This window comes from Nitrospiria bacterium (assembly GCA_035517655.1).
GTDB lineage: Bacteria > Nitrospirota > Nitrospiria > JACQBZ01 > JACQBZ01 > JACQBZ01.
Genome location: DATIYJ010000067.1, coordinates 23,973 through 41,510 on the forward strand (window position 1 = coordinate 23,973; position 17,538 = coordinate 41,510).

The 17,538-nt window shown below is 60.2% G+C and carries 19 protein-coding genes and 1 tRNA gene; 17 read left to right on the plus strand and 3 right to left on the minus strand.

Annotated elements, in window-relative coordinates:
• Nucleotides 1-19: 19 nt before the first annotated feature.
• The 12 genes from miaA to VLY20_12445 all read left to right on the plus strand — a co-directional run bounded on the left by miaA (nucleotide 20) and on the right by VLY20_12445 (nucleotide 9,673).
• Nucleotides 20-1,009, plus strand: a complete 990-nt coding sequence (gene miaA / locus VLY20_12390; protein ID HUK57444.1) for a tRNA (adenosine(37)-N6)-dimethylallyltransferase MiaA — start codon at nucleotides 20-22, stop codon at nucleotides 1,007-1,009.
• A gap of 36 nt (nucleotides 1,010-1,045) precedes the next feature.
• Nucleotides 1,046-1,936 (plus strand): S-methyl-5'-thioadenosine phosphorylase, encoded by an 891-nt coding sequence (mtnP, locus tag VLY20_12395; GenBank protein HUK57445.1) that lies wholly within the window; start codon nucleotides 1,046-1,048, stop codon nucleotides 1,934-1,936.
• Nucleotides 1,933-2,850, plus strand: a complete 918-nt coding sequence (locus VLY20_12400) for a PfkB family carbohydrate kinase (GenBank protein HUK57446.1) — start codon at nucleotides 1,933-1,935, stop codon at nucleotides 2,848-2,850. Before mtnP ends, VLY20_12400 begins: the two co-directional genes overlap by 4 nt.
• A 108-nt stretch (nucleotides 2,851-2,958) precedes the next feature.
• A complete protein-coding gene (locus VLY20_12405; protein ID HUK57447.1) occupies nucleotides 2,959-3,738 on the plus strand; it encodes a tetratricopeptide repeat protein in 780 nt (259 codons plus the stop codon).
• A 15-nt stretch (nucleotides 3,739-3,753) separates the two neighbouring features.
• Nucleotides 3,754-4,761, plus strand: coding sequence for a RodZ domain-containing protein (locus VLY20_12410; protein HUK57448.1), 1,008 nt, complete (start codon nucleotides 3,754-3,756; stop codon nucleotides 4,759-4,761).
• Between the two features lie 62 nt (nucleotides 4,762-4,823).
• Nucleotides 4,824-4,898, plus strand: a tRNA-Thr gene (locus tag VLY20_12415).
• Nucleotides 4,899-5,800: 902 nt separating this feature from the next.
• Complete coding sequence (locus tag VLY20_12420; protein HUK57449.1) at nucleotides 5,801-6,088, plus strand: BrnT family toxin; 288 nt, start codon at nucleotides 5,801-5,803, stop codon at nucleotides 6,086-6,088.
• 7 nt (nucleotides 6,089-6,095) lie between these two features.
• Nucleotides 6,096-6,302 carry a CopG family transcriptional regulator gene (locus VLY20_12425; protein HUK57450.1) on the plus strand — a complete coding sequence of 69 codons (207 nt, stop codon included), beginning with the start codon at nucleotides 6,096-6,098 and terminating at the stop codon, nucleotides 6,300-6,302.
• 559 nt (nucleotides 6,303-6,861) lie between these two features.
• Nucleotides 6,862-7,071 (plus strand): hypothetical protein, encoded by a 210-nt coding sequence (locus VLY20_12430; protein HUK57451.1) that lies wholly within the window; start codon nucleotides 6,862-6,864, stop codon nucleotides 7,069-7,071.
• The gene (locus VLY20_12435) at nucleotides 7,068-7,325 is read left to right on the plus strand and encodes a type II toxin-antitoxin system RelE/ParE family toxin (GenBank protein ID HUK57452.1); all 258 of its coding nucleotides are present in this window, start codon (nucleotides 7,068-7,070) and stop codon (nucleotides 7,323-7,325) included. The genes VLY20_12430 and VLY20_12435 overlap by 4 nt, the downstream gene beginning before the upstream one ends.
• Before the next feature lie 330 nt (nucleotides 7,326-7,655).
• Nucleotides 7,656-8,969 (plus strand): alkaline phosphatase family protein, encoded by a 1,314-nt coding sequence (locus tag VLY20_12440; GenBank protein HUK57453.1) that lies wholly within the window; start codon nucleotides 7,656-7,658, stop codon nucleotides 8,967-8,969.
• Nucleotides 8,970-9,307: 338 nt separating this feature from the next.
• On the plus strand, nucleotides 9,308-9,673 hold the full coding sequence (locus VLY20_12445) for a hypothetical protein (GenBank protein ID HUK57454.1): 366 nt from the start codon (nucleotides 9,308-9,310) through the stop codon (nucleotides 9,671-9,673).
• 146 nt (nucleotides 9,674-9,819) lie between these two features.
• Here VLY20_12445 and VLY20_12450 read toward each other — a convergent pair whose 3' ends face one another.
• Together VLY20_12450 and VLY20_12455 are read right to left on the minus strand one after the other, a co-directional pair.
• The gene (locus VLY20_12450; protein HUK57455.1) at nucleotides 9,820-11,061 is read right to left on the minus strand and encodes an ABC transporter permease; all 1,242 of its coding nucleotides are present in this window, start codon (nucleotides 11,059-11,061) and stop codon (nucleotides 9,820-9,822) included.
• 156 nt (nucleotides 11,062-11,217) lie between these two features.
• A complete protein-coding gene (locus tag VLY20_12455) occupies nucleotides 11,218-11,634 on the minus strand; it encodes a hypothetical protein (protein HUK57456.1) in 417 nt (138 codons plus the stop codon).
• A gap of 289 nt (nucleotides 11,635-11,923) precedes the next feature.
• Between VLY20_12455 and VLY20_12460 the strand changes: the two genes are divergently transcribed.
• From VLY20_12460 to VLY20_12480, 5 genes are all read left to right on the plus strand, one after another.
• Complete coding sequence (locus tag VLY20_12460; GenBank protein HUK57457.1) at nucleotides 11,924-13,042, plus strand: patatin-like phospholipase family protein; 1,119 nt, start codon at nucleotides 11,924-11,926, stop codon at nucleotides 13,040-13,042.
• A gap of 164 nt (nucleotides 13,043-13,206) precedes the next feature.
• On the plus strand, nucleotides 13,207-14,418 hold the full coding sequence (locus VLY20_12465) for a glucose-1-phosphate adenylyltransferase (protein ID HUK57458.1): 1,212 nt from the start codon (nucleotides 13,207-13,209) through the stop codon (nucleotides 14,416-14,418).
• Nucleotides 14,419-14,524: 106 nt separating this feature from the next.
• Nucleotides 14,525-14,959, plus strand: coding sequence for a CBS domain-containing protein (locus tag VLY20_12470; protein HUK57459.1), 435 nt, complete (start codon nucleotides 14,525-14,527; stop codon nucleotides 14,957-14,959).
• A 34-nt stretch (nucleotides 14,960-14,993) separates the two neighbouring features.
• Nucleotides 14,994-15,395, plus strand: a complete 402-nt coding sequence (locus tag VLY20_12475) for a tetratricopeptide repeat protein (GenBank protein ID HUK57460.1) — start codon at nucleotides 14,994-14,996, stop codon at nucleotides 15,393-15,395.
• 14 nt (nucleotides 15,396-15,409) lie between these two features.
• Nucleotides 15,410-16,444 (plus strand): hypothetical protein, encoded by a 1,035-nt coding sequence (locus VLY20_12480; GenBank protein ID HUK57461.1) that lies wholly within the window; start codon nucleotides 15,410-15,412, stop codon nucleotides 16,442-16,444.
• Nucleotides 16,445-16,470: 26 nt separating this feature from the next.
• Here VLY20_12480 and hflX read toward each other — a convergent pair.
• A partial coding sequence (gene hflX / locus VLY20_12485; GenBank protein ID HUK57462.1) for a GTPase HflX occupies nucleotides 16,471-17,538 on the minus strand: 1,068 nt, incomplete at its 5' end.

The window sequence follows — 17,538 nt, forward strand, 5'->3', positions numbered from 1 at the left end:
GGTCGCCCCTACAATGTCCATGGATCAATCTGAATCCAAAAAACCATTAATCGTGCTCGTCGGGCCGACGGCCGTCGGAAAGAGCGCCGCGGCGATCCGGCTGGCGCTCAAACTCCGTTCCGAGATCGTCAGCGCCGATTCCCGGATGGTTTACCGGGGCATGGACATCGGGACGGCCAAGCCTGCCGCGGCAGGCAAGCCCGGGCCGGAGGAACGGTCCGGCGTCGTCCATCACCTGATCGACATCGTCGATCCGGACGAGCCCTTCAGCGCGGGACGGTTTAAGCACCTGGCCGCGGCCGTGATCGAGCGGATGCACCGGGAGGGAAAAATCCCGATCGTCGTGGGCGGGACCGGGCTTTACGTGAAACTGCTCTTGCACGGTTTGTGGGAGGGTCCCGGGGCGGACCGGGCGCTGCGGGAGCGCTTGTATGAAGCCGAGCGGCGGGAGGGCGCCGGCCACCTCCACCGGCGCTTGAATGAAATCGACCCGGAGTCGGCCCGGGCGATCCGGCCGCAGGACCGCTCCAAGATCGTGCGGGCCATCGAGGTGTACGAGACGACGGGCCGGCCGCTGTCCGATTTTCATCGCGAGCACCGGTTTTCCGAATCGCCGTACCGGGCGGTCCAGATCGGATTGAGACGTTCGCGCGCCGATCTCTACCGCAGGATCGAGGAGCGCGTGGATCGAATGATGGACGGGGGCTTGGTCGAGGAGGTCCGGCGCCTCATCGGGCGGGGCTATGCCCCGGAGCTTCCGTCCATGAAAGGGCTGGGCTACCGCCAGATCGCGGGCTGTCTCAACGGGGAATATGACCGGGCCGAGGCGGTGCGCCGCCTCAAGCGCGACACCAAACGCTACGCGAAGCGGCAGTTCACCTGGTTCAACCGCGACCCGTCCATCCGCTGGATCGACCTGTCCGAAGCGGAGGGCGACGGGGAGGCCTTTAAATCGGCGGAAGGCGCCGTCGGGGAACAACTCCGGGTGCATGACATTGTCGGGGCGTGATTTCTCACGCCCGAAGGAAGAGCAAGGAAGAAGATGATGCGGGATATCGAAATCGGAATCATCGGCGGAAGCGGGCTGTACGAGATGGAGGGCCTGACCCAAAAGAAGGAGGTCCGGCTCAAGACGCCCTTCGGTCCGCCGTCGGATGCCTTCGTCACCGGAACCCTGGAGGGCCGCCGCGTGGCCTTTCTGACGCGGCACGGCCGCGGCCATCGCATCCTTCCGGGCGAGATCAATTTCCGGGCCAACATCTGGGGGATGAAGAAGCTGGGCGTCCGGCGGATCATCTCGGTCAGCGCCGTCGGGAGCATGAAGGAGTCGATCGCGCCGGGCCAGGTCGTGCTCCCGGACCAGTTCTACGACCACACCCGGCGGCGGGTCAGCACCTTCTTCGGGAACGGGGTGGTGGCCCATGTCGCGTTCGCCGATCCGGTCTGCTCCGAGCTGCGATCCGTCCTCGGCCGGGCCGGACACCATCGGGGGGCCGTCCTGCACGACGGCGGCGTCTACTTCTGCATCGAGGGCCCGCAGTTCTCGGCGCGCGGGGAGTCGTTGCTCTACCGGCGCTGGGGCGTGGACGTGATCGGGATGACGAACGTGACCGAGGCCAAGCTTGCGCGCGAGGCCGAAATCTGTTATGCTACGCTCGCGTTGGTGACGGATTACGACTGCTGGCATGAAAGCATGGAATCCGTCACGGTCGAGGCCGTGATCGAGACCTTGAAGAAAAATGTAATCCTGTCCCAGCAGATCATCCGCGCGGCGCTTCCCGGCATCCCCGGCGCGCGACGCTGCCCCTGCGGCTCCGCGCTCAGGAACGCCGTGATGACGCCGCCGTCGTTGATTCCGAAAAAAACCCGAGAAAACCTGAAGCTGATTCTGGGCGATTATCTCAAACCCTCCGTGAAAAAAAAGGGTTCGACATGAGCTTGCTGGTGGTGGGGACGGTCGCGCTCGATTCCGTGAAGACGCCCTTCGGCGAGGCCCGGGACGTCCTGGGCGGCTCGGCCACCTATTTCGCGACGGCGGCCAGTTATTTCACCCGGGTCCGGCTGGTCGCGGTCGTCGGCCGGGACTTTCCGGAGGAGCATCTCCGCTTTCTCCAATCGAAGGAGATCGACTTGGCCGGGCTCCAGACACTCGACGGCGAAACCTTCCGCTGGCGGGGGGAGTATGGATTTCAGCTCAACGAGGCCCGCACGCTGGAAACCCGCTTGAACGTGCTGGAGCGCTTCCGGCCCGTCCTCCCGCCGTCCCACCGGGCGTCCGAGATGGTCTTCCTGGGAAATATCGACCCGGTCTTGCAGCAGGAGGTGCTGGGCCAAATCGAAAAACCCCGCCTCGTCGCCTGCGACACCATGAATTTCTGGATCGACGGAAAACGGGACGAATTGAAGCGGACGCTCAAGCGGGTCGACATCGTGATCATCAACGACGGGGAGGCCCGGGAGCTGGCCGGCGAGGCGAACCTGGTCCGGGCGGCGCGGGCGATTCTGTCCGGCGGCCCGAAGACGCTGATCATCAAGCGGGGGGAGTACGGCGTGCTGATGTTCAGCGAAAAAACGGTGTTCGCGGCCCCGGCCTATCCCCTGGAGGCGGTTTTCGATCCGACCGGGGCGGGAGACAGCTTTGCCGGGGGCTTCATGGGATATCTGACCCAGAGCGGCGACCTGAGCGAGGCCGGAATCCGGCGGGCGGTCATCTTCGGCAGCGTGATGGCGTCGTTCAACGTCGAGTCCTTCAGCCTGGACCGGCTCCGCGGACTGACCCGGCCGGAGATCGACGACCGGTACCGGGAATTCGCGCGGCTGACGTTTTTTCAGAACCCGAAGGAGCTCTGAGCCTCCGGGATCGTTTTGCTATAATTAAGGCGGTATGATAAACGTGGTATTATAGAGGAGTAACATAACGGCGTGAGGCATGCATCGATGGAAGTCCTGAGGCCAATCATGAGCGCTCGAACACGATGGATCGTGACGGGGGTCGTCCTGGCCGGCCTGTCCCTGTCCGGCTGCTCCGGGATGTCCAAGTCCCAGCGGGAGAAAAACGGGGAGGCCCATTACAAGCTGGGCCTGTCCTATTTGAACGACAACCAGACGCAACTGGCCTTCGTCGAGTTTCAGAAGGCGATCGAGATCAACCCGAACGACCGGGATTCCTACTACGGCCTGGGGCATATCTATTTCGGCCAGGGCAAATTCAACGAGGCCGAGAAAAACTTCGAGCAGGCGATCCGGATCGATCCGAAATTTTCCGAGGCCCATAACTATCTCGGGACGGTGTACGAGCGGCTGTCCGATCGGGACCGCGCGGTCGCCGAGTATAAAATGGCCCTGCAAAATCCGCAATACCTGACGCCGCAATACCCCCACCGCAACCTGGCCATGGTCTATCTCAACACGAACGAGTACAAGAGCGCCATCCTGGAGTTCAAGGAGGCGCTTCGACTGCCGCCGCCACCGGACGATCCGCTCTTCAACGCGCTGGTCTACAACGGTCTGGGGCAGGCCTATTATAAAGACGGGCAGTACCGGGAGGCCGTGGACGCCTTCAACGGGGCGTTGAAGATCGCGCCGGACTATACCGAAGTCCACTACTTCCTTGGACAGACCTACTTCAAAACCGGCTCCGGCCCGTTGGCCAAGGAGGAGTTTCAGCGTGTGATCCGCCTCGCGCCGGAAAGCGATCTGGCGAAAAAAGCCAAAGAGAGCCTTGGGCTTCTCCAGTGAGCTGAGGGAAGCGTCGTGGAATCCATCGGGGAATACCTGAAAAGAATACGCGAGGAGCACGGTCTCTCGATCGGCGAGGTCGCCCGGAGGACCCGGATCAACCCGGGCTACATCGAGGCGCTGGAGGAGAACCGGATGGAAAAATTCCCGGGCGAGGTGTTCGCCCGGGGCTTCGTCCGGGCCTACGGACGCTGTCTGGGTCTGGACGACGAGGACACGACGACCCGCTTCGCCCAATCGTCCCGGGCCTTCTTCCAGAAACGGGACGAGAGCCAACAGCACACCGAGCAGGCGCGCGAATCCCAGCAAAGCCGGAGGAAGGTCCAAAGCCGCGTTATCCAGGCGGTGGTCGTGGCCGCGGTGGGCCTGGGCGTCCTGATGGTATACAATATGAACGCCCGGCGTTCGACGGAAACGGGGGGAGGCTCCGAATCCGCCCCTTCGTCCGTGTCCGCGCCGGAGGCGCCGGCCTCCTCGGAACCGCCGCTTGAGCTGGCCGGGCCGGCCGTCAACAAACCCGCCGTCAAGGAGGCCGGGACCCCACAGGCCAACGTTCCGGCGCCCCCCAAGTCTCCGACGCTTCCCATGCCTCCGGTGGCTTCCCAGACCCCGGCGGTTTCCAAAGCCCCGGCCTCGCCCTTGCCGAAACCCCCGGTTGAAAAAATGCCGCTCGTCGTGAACCCGCCCGGTGAGCCCGCCGGGCCTCCGGTCCCCGCCCTTCCGGCGGGGCGCCCCGCGCCTCCCGTCCCATCCGCGCCGGCCGCGTCCCCGTCGCCGTTCGGAGACATGGTCCTGGTGATCGAGGCGGTGGAGTCGAGCTGGGTCTCGGCCCGGATCGACGGCGGGGATACCAAGGAAGTCTTCCTCCAGCCCGGACAGAAGGTCACTTGGAAGGCGTCGGACCATTTTCTGGTGAGCTTCGGGAACGCGGGCGGGGTGAAGATCCAGTTCAACGGCAAGTCGCTTCCGCCCTTCGGCCCGAAAGGCGCCGTCGTCAAGGACGTCAAGATCAGCCGGCAGTAGCGCGGTTTCATCTTCCCCCTTTTCCCGCCGCAAATTTTATGATACACTTCACAACCTGTCGCGCCGGCGTAGCTCAGTGGTAGAGCAGCTGATTCGTAATCAGCAGGTCGGTGGTTCAATCCCACTCGCCGGCTCCATTTATTTTCAAGCAGTTGTGAGTCTCCGATATTCTCAAAAGGTATTTTGCTACCACCGTTTGCTACCATGAGTTTTTTCTTGCCTTCCTCAATCAGCTTTTTCTGAGCCTCCGAATAGATCGAATCCAGCCGGTTGACGTTCGCTTTATTGCCTTTAGGGAGCCATCGGCCGTACAAATTGACCGTCAGCCGGATATCCGAGTGGCCGAGCATATCCGAGACGTAGGCCACGGACACCCCTTCGGCCAGGAGTTGAGACGCAAAAGTATGGCGTAGGCTGTAGGGGATGAAGTGGCCCGGCAATTCTGCCCATTTCAGGACACGCTTAAACACCTTTCGGACCTTGGATTCGTCCAGATAGCCGCCGACCTCGTTCGTGAACACGATCGAAGGGATCTCGCGGTCCTTCCCCATCGCTTCCAATTCACATTTGACACGCCATTCTTTCAGACCCTCCGAAACCATGTCCGACATATCCACCACGCGGGGGCGGTTGGTCTTGGTGGCTTTCACCACCTGACCCACAAATTGAGAGGGTCAGGTCTTTACTTTTGCATAGAACTTGAAAAATCTTATGCGCTGCTGAGCATGGCCGTTTAAAACACGTCTTCGTGCTCGCCCACATTTGTGACAATCATATCCTTTCCCAAAATCCGATAGGTTACGAAACAGATTTCTTTCCGAAATGATTAAATTTCCAAATCCAATAAAATCTTGCTTCGTAGGTGAAACAAATATCCATGGGGACCTGATCTTGATCTGAGGCCTACTTCCACAATCCCTTCCCGGTGTCCCTCGCCTTGCGCTCAAGCCGCCTGAAGTCATCCATGGCTCCATTTAACCCATATTAATAGCCATACTTTTGTATTGCTTTTTTCACGCGTCTATGGTAGGTTATCTCCATGGGGAAAACCCGCTTTGAATGGGATGAGGAGAAAGACAAGGAAAATCAAGCCAAACACAACGTCTCCTTTTCAGAGGCCCAGCAGGCGTTCCTTGACCCTCAACGTGTCATTGCCGAGGATGTTGACCATAGCAAGGAAGAAGAGCGATTTTACTGTCTCGGCCGTGTGGGTAACGGCATCATGACTGTGAGGTTCACCTATCGCGGTGATGTCATCCGCATTTATGGTGCGGGATATTGGAGAAAAGGGAGGAAGATATATGAAGAGGAAAATAAAATATTCTGAAGAACCGATGGGTAAACTGAGGGTCATCAAGGATTTTCTTCCTCCGCCGGATCAGTTGGTCTTGAAGGAGGAAAACGTCAAGGTGACGATCTCTTTGAAAAAATCGAGCATTGAGTTTTTCAAGAAACAGGCCAAAAAACAGCATACGTCGTATCAAAGAATGATCAGGCAGGTTATCGACTGGTACACGTCACATTATCAAAAGAGCGCCTAACCATTGGACAGGGGAAACGGTCCCCGGATCGGGCCGTCCCTCGGTCTTAGGTTAGGCCTATTTCCATAAAGGGGTCAAGTCTGCTCTTGACTCATGTTGATGATTCTGCAAATGTCCGCCCATATCGCGAGACATTTTCGGCTACCTCTTAGCTACCACAGTGCCCATACTTAGGCATACTTGCCCAATTCATGGGTTACTCTACATCCTTCTTTTCTCATCAGGGAAGTTCCGGAAAGGTATTCTTGGAAATATCGGCGGGCTTTTCGTAATCAGCAGGTCGGTGGTTCAATCCCACTCGCCGGCTCCGTATTATAGGGACTCGCGTCGCCCCCAAACCAAAGGGACCGGATACCGGATGAAGGATGCTGGCAATGGAAATATTTTTCACTCGCATTGATCATCCCGCATCTTGCATCTGATCCGCCTTCCCCTCTCGCTCGCCTTCTCGCTGGATAAATAATTTATAGGTCTTGCGTCGCCGGTGACGGGAGAGTATCCATTCAGTATGAACGGGTAAGATTTGACTCCCGGCGAATAGTCTGTTAATGTTGAACCTATGAAAACAAATCTTAAACCGCAATTTATCACGGATGAAAAGGGGAGAAAAACCTCGGTCGTGATCGACCTTCGGGATTACAAGAACCTCATGGAGTATCTCGAAGACTTGGAAGACGCCAATGATCTGCTGAAGGCCGAGCGGGAAGCGGCGGGGTTTATCCCCTATGAGCGTATTCGGAAGAAACTGCGCGCCGGACGTCGGTCTTGACCTATCGCATCCTGGTCGAAAAACGGATCGAAAAGGAGTTCCGGCGCATCCCGGCACATGACCGGCAACGAATCGATCGGGCCATCCTCGAATTAGCCTCCAATCCTCGCCCTCACGGTTGTAAAAAACTGACGGATAAAGAAGGTTATCGTGTTCGAGTAGGGGACTATCGTGTCCTTTATGCAGTTGATGACCAGAGCAGGACGGTTGTGATTTATCGTGTCAAGATCCGCAATGAGAAGACCTACAAATAATCAGCGGGTCGGCGGTTCAATCCGCCTAAGGCGGATCAATCCCACTCGCCGGCTCCATTTATAATCTGCGGTTTTGTCACTGAACCACTGATTAATTATTTCTCTTTTTAATCCTTGTTGCGTCTGCTTGCGGAGTTTCCTCGCCATCCCGGATTTTTCATCGGTTTCTCTAATTCCTCTCAAAGGCCGTCTTCCGGTGTGAAAGCGCAAGGGCGTCGTCCGGAATCCGCCGCGAGTTTTAACCTATTGTTAATATCGCATTGAGGAAGTTGTAACAGTGCGCTGCTATGATCGACGCGATTCAAGATTTTTAAAAAAGGAGGATCACCCATGCAGGAGATGAGCATCGACGACACGTTGTTCCGGAAAAGAAAGTTCATGGATCTAAAAACAAGGGCGGCAACACTGGGTCTGTTGCTTACGGCCTTGGCGGGCACGGCGTCCGCCCACGAAGCTTCCGTTCCCAAAGGCATTCCGAACCTGGACCACGTTTTTGTGATCATGATGGAGAATCACGCGTACGGCCAGATTGTGGACAACCCGAACGCGCCGTTCACCAACAGCCTGGCGAAGTCCGCCAATTCCGCGACGAATTACTTCGCGATCGCCCACCCCAGTCTGACCAACTATTTGGAAGTGGTGGGCGGATCGAACTTCGGCGTTCAAACCGACAATGCTCCGGACTGGCACAACGCCGACTGCACCACGAACCTCGCCTCCGGGGTCGTCGCGACGGACACGCCGCCGAGTCCCGCTATTTGTCCCATCGGGGGCAGCGGAACGGACGCGGAAACGCCGGCCGTCGACTTTACGAACGAGACCTCGGGCCCTCCGGGGGAGATCAACATCGACGGCGTTCGGTCCATTCCGGCGGACAGGCATATTCTCGGCAAGACCATCGCGGACCAGTTGGTCGCCGCTGGGCTCGACTGGAAGAGCTATCAAGAAAGCCTTCCGCCGTCCGGCCCCGATACGGTCAACAACAGCGACGGCTTCTTCACCAACAACAGCGATCTGGGCGCGGCCCTGCCGGGAGAGGGGCAGACGCAGGACAACCTGGTCGCGCTCTACGCGGTGAAACACAACCCCTTCGCCTACTTTCGCAGCGTTCAGGAAGGCGCCGACCCGCAAAACAGCTTGAAGAATGTCGCCGATTTTGAAGGCTCGCACGGCCTCTTTGCAGATCTCAGTTCCGGCGACGTGCCGGCCTTTTCCTTCGTCGCTCCGAACCAGTGCAACGACCAGCATGGACGCGGCAACGCCGGCCCCGTCTGCGAGTTCGATCCGAACGACAACGGCACGCAGGATGGGCTGAATCCCGGTTTGATCTACCGCGGCGACGTGACGTTGCAGTTGCTTGTGACCGCCATCCACAACTCGCCCGTGTGGCATGACGGCCGAAGCGCCATCGTGGTGCTGTGGGATGAGAACGATTACAGCATCGCCCCGACCAAAAACCAAGTGTTGCTGATCGTGGACACGAACTACGGCACCCGTGGGGTGCAGAGCGCGAAGTTCTACACGCACTTCTCCTTGCTCAAGTCCATCGAAGCCGGATTCGGTTTGCCGTGCCTGAACCACGCGTGCGATTCAAACGTACAGATGATGTCGGACCTTTTTCAGATCGGAAACGGGGGACGGTGATCATGTCCACGACGGAGGCGGCCTATAGGAGGGAAGACGGAGTGCCGTCAACCTCCTGTTGTCGAGCCGGTCCCGTCCTCTAAAATCAGCGGCTTAGTTTCTGAACGACTGATTATTTATTTCTCTTGCCTCAAATGAGGCATCGATCGCCTCAAATGAGTGATTTTTGCGCCGATCATCTGTGCAGTTGTCTTGATCGATCGATCGGATCAAACGTCATAATTGTATTATAAACATTGGGAATTGTGACCTGGCCGTTTTTCGGTTCAAAAATGGCATACTTTGTGCTATAGTATCTGCGGACGTATTTGTCCACAACCATAAGGGGGGTTAGACACATGAAGAAACTCTTGATGTTGGCAGTATCCATCCTGACCGCGGCGGCATTGGCCGGTGTCAGCGTGGCGGCTGATGCGCCGGCGGCACCGGAGAAGCCAGCCAAGAAAACGGCGACTGCGCCCACGATGACCTCGGGTGAAGTGACGGCCGTGACGGCGGGGAAGAGCGTCGCCGTGAAGGACGAGAAGGGAAAGACCCACAAGTTCAGCATCTCCAAGAAGACCAAGATCGAGGGCGACCTGAAGGTGGGCGCGAAGGTGGATGTGACTTCGAGCGGTCATTGGGCGAAAGAAATCAAGGTGGCCGGCGGTGCGGAAGCTCCGGCGGCTCCGGCAGCTCCTGCTCCTGAGGCTCCGAAGATGTAAGCGGCGCTTCATCAGCGCTTCTTGATGACGGCGCACCCTGGGTTGTTCCCGGGGTGCGCTTTTTTTATGGGGGAAGGGGGGGTATTTTTTCGGAGGAGTGATTTTCGAATCGACCATTCCATGGGGACGCGGCCGGCGTGTCAACGTTACTCGTTACGCAGCGCCGTGATCGGGTCGAGCCGCGAGGCCTTCCACGCCGGATAGTAGCCGAAGGAGACGCCCACGGAAACGGCGAACAGAACGGCCAGCAGGGCCGCCAGCGGAGACGTGGACAAGGGCCAGCCGAGCATCCTCTCGATGAAGAAATCGCCGACGAGGCTGAGAAGGACGCCCGTGACGCCGCCGAAGAGGCTCAGCATCACGGCCTCGCCGAGGAACTGAAGCTGGACGGCCCGCGGCGTCGCGCCCACGGCGATGCGCACGCCGATCTCCGTGGTCCGCTGCGCCACGGAGGCCAGCATCACGTTCATGATCCCGATGCCGCCCACGAGCAGCGAAATCGAACCCACGCTGATCAGCAGCAGCTGCAGCGTCCGGCTCTGCCGGATCTGCGCGTTGATCACTTCATCCGGGCGGCGGATGTTGAAATCATCCGCCTCGCCGGGGCGAATGTGGTGCCGTTGGCGGATCAACGCCGTAACGGCCCCGATCGCCGGGACGACGTCTTCCCGGGAGGCCGCGGAGCACAGAATATCGTCGAGCCACGTGAAGCCCCGGCCCTCGATCTTCTTTTGCGCGGTCGTCCAGGGCAGGATGACGGCGTCGTCCTGGTCATAGCCCCAGGCCGTCGCGCCCTTCGGCGCCAGAACGCCGATGACCTTGAACAAGGAGCCCTGCATGCGGATGATTCGTCCGATCGGATCCGACGCGCCGAACAGCTCCCGGCGCACGGTCTCGCCGATCACCACGACGCTTTCGATATGCTTCACCTGGTCGTGCGTGAAGAACGAGCCTTCCGCGACCGGCCAGCGCTTGACGTCCACATACTCGGGGGAGACGCCGCGATAGCGGGTGTTCCAGTTGCGGTTGCCGTAGACGACCTGCAGGCTGCCGTCGACGTTCTCGGACACGCCCGTGATGAGCGGCATCTCGCGTCGGATGGCTTCCGCGTCCTCGGGCGTGAGGGTGTTTGTTCCGTGGGTGCCGTTGCGCACCCCGTTGATGTTGCGGGAGCCCGCCTCGACCCAGACCAGGTTGTTGCCGAGCGTTTGCAACTCCGCTTCCGTGCGCTCCGTGCCGGCCCGGCCGATGGCCACCACCCAGATCACGGCGGACACGCCGACCATCACGCCGAGCGCGGTCAGCCCCGTCCGCATTTTGTGGCGGGCGAGCGCCCGAACGGCCTCCGCGCAGAAGAGACTGAACCAAAGTCGCAAGTTTACTTTCATGGGAGGTCTGTCATTCTATTCTCCCGCCGTCCGACTGTCAATACGCCCGGCGCGTCTTTCCCGCTTGTCCCTTTGTCCTGTCGAGCCCAACGGTCTTCCTCCGTTCTGATCGATGCCCAACGCGTTCGGTCCGGGTATTTTTAAACCGGAGAAATTCTAAGAGGGAGGGAATTCCACCTTGGTGACGTACGAACGGAGGGCGAAGAGTTTGATGTTGTTGGATTGAGAATCATACGGATAGAGAAAAAAGCCAGGCCGGTCGTGCGCGTAATTTTGAGTGAAACCGTATAGAATCTCGCCGTCCTTGAAATGGACGACGGTTTTTTTTCCGTAAAAAGTCTTTCCGGGCTTTGAAAACCCCTTGTCTTCCTGGTATTCCTTCTTGCCCGTAAAATCCTTCACGAAAAAAATTCCCTTGAGCTCTCCGAGGGAAACGACGACGGCCGGATTCGTCGCCGGCCGATTGATCAAGGCCAGGTGAAAACTGTCCTTGTTCGTGGAAAAATCCTTGGAGATCCCCTTAAGGACCCGGCCGTTCTGGAAACGAACGACCAATTTTTCATTCAAGGCCATCGGCCATCACCCTGACTTTTTTCCCCGGAAGACGGGGAGCTCATTCTCGTTTGGAAAAAGCGAATGGGACTACGATTTGCCGCACCCCCCTATAAGAATAGCCGACAAAATTGTCTCCTGTCAAACCCGATCCTAAGCGTTTTTTGCGGCTCCGTCGGCCGGGCCGGATTTCCATAAAAAAATAAAATGGTCTTGACTCCGCCGGGGGTTCCGGTAATACTACGGATCGTCTTCGTCAGCCGCCGGCCAGCGGTTTGATTCCACCGCCGGCTCCATTGGGAAAATCGATATGCCGTTCGGGAGTGAAGGTGTCGAAGCGGGGATCGGCCTGGCTCTTTCGGGAGGAGGCTTTCGCGCGGCCCTTTTTCACTGCGGGGCGCTCTGGCGCCTGAACGAACTGGGCTATCTGCCGAAGCTGAACCGGGTCTCGAGCGTATCGGGGGGCTCGATCACGTCCGGCGTGCTGGCCTGTCAATGGACCGCGCTGCGCTTTGCCGGCGGCGTCGCCGACAACTTCGTCAGGGAGGTGGCGAATCCTCTACGGCAGTTTTGCGGCCGTTCCATCGACGGCCCTTCCATTGTGAAAGGGATGCTAAGGCCCGGGAAGCGTGTGAGCGACGCGGTCGAGGCAAAGTATCGGAGGTATCTTTTCGGGGATAAAACACTGCAGGATCTTCCCGCGAAAGATGCCCCGTTGTTTATATTCAATGCCACGAACCTGGCCACGGGCGTGGACTTCCGGTTCTCCCGATTCTACGCGGGGGACTACCGGATCGGACTGATCAAAAATCCCTCCTTCCGCGTCTCGCTCGCGGTGGCCGCCTCGAGCGCCTTCCCGCCCTATCTCTCGCCCGTGGTCGTGGATGCGGATCCCGCAAGCTTCACAAAGACCGAGGGGGCCGACCTCTACGACGAGGCCGCCTACCGGCGGCGTCTCGTTCTCACCGACGGCGGGGTCTACGACAACCTCGGTCTTGAAACCGTCTGGAACCGTTGCCAGACGCTTCTCGTGAGCGATGCGGGCATGCCTTTTGAGACCGGCGCCGGTCCGAGGACGAACTGGTACGGTCAAACCCTTCGGACCTTCGATATCACGGCCAACCAGGCCCGATCGCTCCGGAAGCGCGCGCTGGCCTATGAATACCAGTTCGGCTACCGCAACGGCGCCTATTGGGGGATCCATACGGAATTCAAGGGATACAACTTTCCGGGCGGTCTCCTCGTCTCCGCGGAAGTCATGAAGGAACTGGCGAAGATTCGCACCCGGCTGAACCCCTTCACCGAGGAGGAGCAATGCCGCCTCATCAATTGGGGGTATGCGGTTTGCGACCTCCGAATGAGACGCTATCTTGTCAAAGACTCGCCCCACCTGCCGAAATGGCCCTATCCCAAACAGGCCATGGGATGATCCCGGCGGGCCTTTTCCCCGGGTCGGGGACGGCCCGACGCCCCTTGAGATTCCCAACGGTTTTCGTTATACTTCCGTTTCTAAACCTCCGTACAAGAATGGATTGAGAGAGCGTTATGCCTCGCGGGAAGAAAAACAGCGACCGGCCGGTTTCGGGCTACGCGTTGAGCCGTCCGAGAATCCTGGCCATGGTGATGGCCGGCGGGGAAGGACGCCGCCTCTACCCCTTGACGGCCGAGCGCTCCAAGCCCGCCGTCCCGTTCGGCGGGCGCTACCGGATCGTCGACTTCGTCCTGAGCAATCTGGTCAATTCCGGAATTCACGCCGTTTATCTGCTGGTCCAGTATAAATCCCAGTCGCTGATCGAGCACGTCCGCCGGTCATGGATCCTCTCGCCCATGCTGCCCGATCATTTCGTCACGGTGGTGCCGCCCCAGATGCGGACCGGGCCGGAATGGTTTCAGGGAACGGCCGACGCGGTCTACCAGAACATCAACCTCTTCGACCGGCACCATCCCGACTTCGTGGCCGTTTTCGGGGCGGACCATATATACCGGATGGACGTCCGTCAGATGGCCGAGTTTCACCTCGAGCGGAACGCCGACGTGACCGTGGCCGCCTTGCCCGTTCCGCTCGGGCAGGCCTCCTCGTTCGGGATCATTTCGGCCGATGAGGACGGCCGGATCCGGGGCTTCGACGAAAAGCCGGAGCATCCCGCGGCCATGCCGGGCGACCCGACGCGCGCGTACGCGTCCATGGGAAATTACCTGTTCACCACGAACATGCTCACCGCCGCGTTGAATGAGGCCCACAGGCAGGGCGAGCGCGATTTCGGACGGCACGTCATCCCGCGTCTGAGCAAAACCCACCGGGTGTTTGCCTATGATTTTTTCAGCAACCAAATTCCCGGCCTCTATCCCTACGAGGAAAAGGGGTACTGGCGCGACGTGGGGAGCATCGGGGCCTATTACGCCGCCCACCGGGACCTCCTGGGGACCCAGGCCAAGTTTGAAACCTTCAATACCCAGTGGCCCATTTATTCCAGCAATTATCAAGGACCGGTGGCCAAGGTCATCCGGGGCGAGATCGAGAACAGCAGTCTGGGGGCCGGAACGGTGGTGAACGGCGCCACCGTGCGCAATTCGATCGTCCGACGGGAGGTGTGGCTTGAGGAGGACGTGGTGGTCGAGGATTCGATCGTCATGGACTACGTCAGCATTCGACGGGGGGCCCGCCTGCGCCGGGCGATCGTCGACCGTTACAACGTCCTCGATGCCGGCATGCGTCTGGGATACGACCCGGAGGAGGACCGCTCACGGCACCATCTCGATGCTTCCGGCATCGTGGTCGTCCGCAGGGGGGTCGGCGGGGATTGATTTGAGAGTCGCGACTCGCCCCCCTTGTTGACCGGTGTCGAATCGTGCTATAGTTCATGCGCGTTGGACCGCCGAAAAGATCCATCCATAATTTCGCGAGGCCGAGATGAAGCGCATACCCGTCAGCGAATTAATGACGCCCAACCCCGTCACGATCGCGCATGATGAGACCGTGGGAAGGGCGATCGAGGTCATGTCCCGCTACGAAATCCGCCGTCTGCCGATCACCCGGGACGGCAAGCTGGTCGGAATCCTCTCCGACCGCGACCTGCGGCAGCTGGGCGGCCGGCCCAGCCTCAAGCTACCCAAGGACGACCGGGATGACGCCTATCTCCGGTTGCCGGTCGAAGAGGCGATGACGTTGAACGTCATCACCATCCGCGAGAATCACACCGTGCAGGACGCGATCGCGTTGATGATGAAGCACAAGATCAGCGGCCTGCCGGTCGTGGATCGGGACGCGGCGCTGGTAGGCATCCTCTCCGAACAGGACGTGCTTAAATTTTGCCTCAGCCTTCTCGAACGGGAAACGGAACAATAAACATCCCTGCCGGGGACGGGAATCGGGACGAGCGATGAGCGCCGCAAAGGTCCGTGTCGGGGTTTTTCTGCTGGCGGTCGCCCTCCTGATCTGTTGCTCCTGCTCCAGCCGGTCCGGGCCGAGGCTGCCGGAGAGCCCGGCGGGCCGGATGGCGATTCCAGCGCCCGAGGGCTACGCGAACCGCTCGGCCGCGGCCCGAAACGAGGACGGGATGGATCACCTGCTTCGCGAGCATTGGGAAAAGGCGGCCGCCGATTTCCGTCGCGCGCTGGAGGCCGATCCGGATTTTGCCGCGGCCCATTTCAATCTCGCGCTGGCCCTGGACCGGGAAGGAAAACGGGAGGAGGCCGCGGAGCAGTTCAAGCAGGCGCTCCGGCTGGCCCCCGCCGATGCTCGAATCCGCGAAAATGAAGTTCTGAAGAAGGATCTCCAATAGGAAGAGCGTTCCCCATGGGAATCCCGCGCCCCGTTTTCCCGTCGTCCCGCGGAATGGCCGCGGGGCTTGCCGTTGTTTTGTCGATCTTCTTCTCCCCGCCCCCCGGCGCTTTTTCATCACCCCTCCAACGCCTGTACGTCGCCAACGAAGGAGCGGACAGCGTTTCGGTCGTCGATCTCGCGACCTTCGAAACCGTGGCCGTGGTCCCGACCGGCATGCGTCCGCATTACGTGAACGTGGATCCGCGCGGGCGATATTTCTATGTGACCGTCCTTTTTACCAAAGAATCGGACGATTTGCTTCAGGTTTTTGACGTCCGCACCAACGCGCTCGTGGCGTCCGTGGTGACCGGACATCAGCCGGATCATATCGTTCCGGATTATACCGGAGCGAGACTCTACGTTTCGAACGAAGCCGCGTCGACGCTTTCCGTTGTTTCGGTCCCGGAGTTCAAGGTGGTCGAGACCGTGAAGCTGAAGGGGAGGGGATCGCGCGGGCATGCCCTCACGCCGGACGGCCGCTTCGTGCTGGTCCCCGACGGCCGCTCGGGGGACGTGTCGGTTGTGGATCTCGCCCGTGGCACGGTCGATCGCATCCGGCTGCCCGCGGGCGCGCAACCGACGGCCGCGGGAATCGCGGCCGACGGAACGCTGGCCTACGTCGCCGACGCGGGCTTGAACCAGGTGCACAAGATCGACGTGGCGCGGAGAGCGGTCCTGGGAAGCCTGTCCGTGGGCCGGCGCCCGGCGGAGGCGCCGGTTCATCCCACCCGGCCGTATCTCTATGTTCCCTGCGCGGAGGAGGCGGCCGTCTACAAGGTCGATCTCGGCTCCTGGAAGGTGGAGAAAATCATCCCGGTCGGGCCAGGACCGGTCGGGATCGCGTACGGCGCCGACGGACGGTACGCGTATGTGACCCTGAGTCGGGAGCAGCCCACGGGACGGGTCGTCGTGATCGACACGGAAACCGACACGGTCCGGACCACCTTCCCGGTCGGCAAGTCCCCTCGCGGCCTCGCCGTGCTCTTCGGAAAAAACCAGGGATGGTAGAAGGCGCGGTTTGAACGGGGCGGCGGTCAGGGTCGTTTAGGCTCGACCGGCCGGAAGACCCGGTCTTCAAGAACCGCCAGGAGCTTGGGAAGCGTCTCGGGGTGAAGGGCCGAGATCGAGACGGCGTCATAGCGCCGGCAGACGTCCTTGACGATCTGCGGATCGACCCGGTCTTCCTTGTTGAACACCACCAGACGGGGAATTTGATCCAGCGAAAGCTGCCTCAGCAGTTTGACCACGTCCTCGATCTGCTCCTCGAACCGGGGATTGCCGATGTCGACCACATGGAGCAGGAGATGGGCGTCCCGCAGCTCGTCCAACGTCGGCGCAAAGGCGCCCATCAGGTCCTCCGGCAGCTCGCGGATGAAGCCGACCGTGTCGGTGATGATGACCTCCCGCTCCCGGGGAAAACGCAGGCGGCGGCTGGCGGTGTCGAGCGTGGCGAACAGGAGGTCGTCCGTCAGCACCTCGCTGCGGGTGAGCGCGTTCAGCAAGGTCGATTTCCCCGCGTTGGTATATCCCACGATCGAGACGATCGGGATCCCGCTCTTCACCCGGGACGACCGCCGTTCCGTCCTGGCCCGGCTGAGCATCTGGAGTTCCTTCTCCAGGCGGCTGATCCGATCCCGCGCGCGCCGTCGGTCGACCTCCAGCCTCGTTTCGCCCGGACCGCGTCCGCCGATCCCCCCGGTGAGCCTGGAGAGCGACGTGCTCCGCTCCGACAGGCGGGGCAGCCGGTATTTCAACTGGGCCAGCTCGACCTGGACCTTCCCGTCCCGGCTGTGCGCGCGCCGCGCGAAAATGTCCAGGATCAGCTGGGTCCGGTCGATCACCTTCATCTCGGTCATCTCGCCGATCGCCTTGTTTTGAAGCGGGGTGAGGTTCTGATCGAAAACGATCAACTCGGCCCCTTGCTGATAGGCCTTCATGATCAGCTCCTTTATTTTCCCCTCCCCCATGAGATATTTCGGATGCAGCGTCTTGGGTCGTTGGGTCACGGTATCCACCACGACGAGCTGATCGGTCCGCGCGAGCTCGGCCAGTTCCTCCATGGATTCCTCCTGATCGAGCCGGTTCCGGGTGGAGGCGCTGGC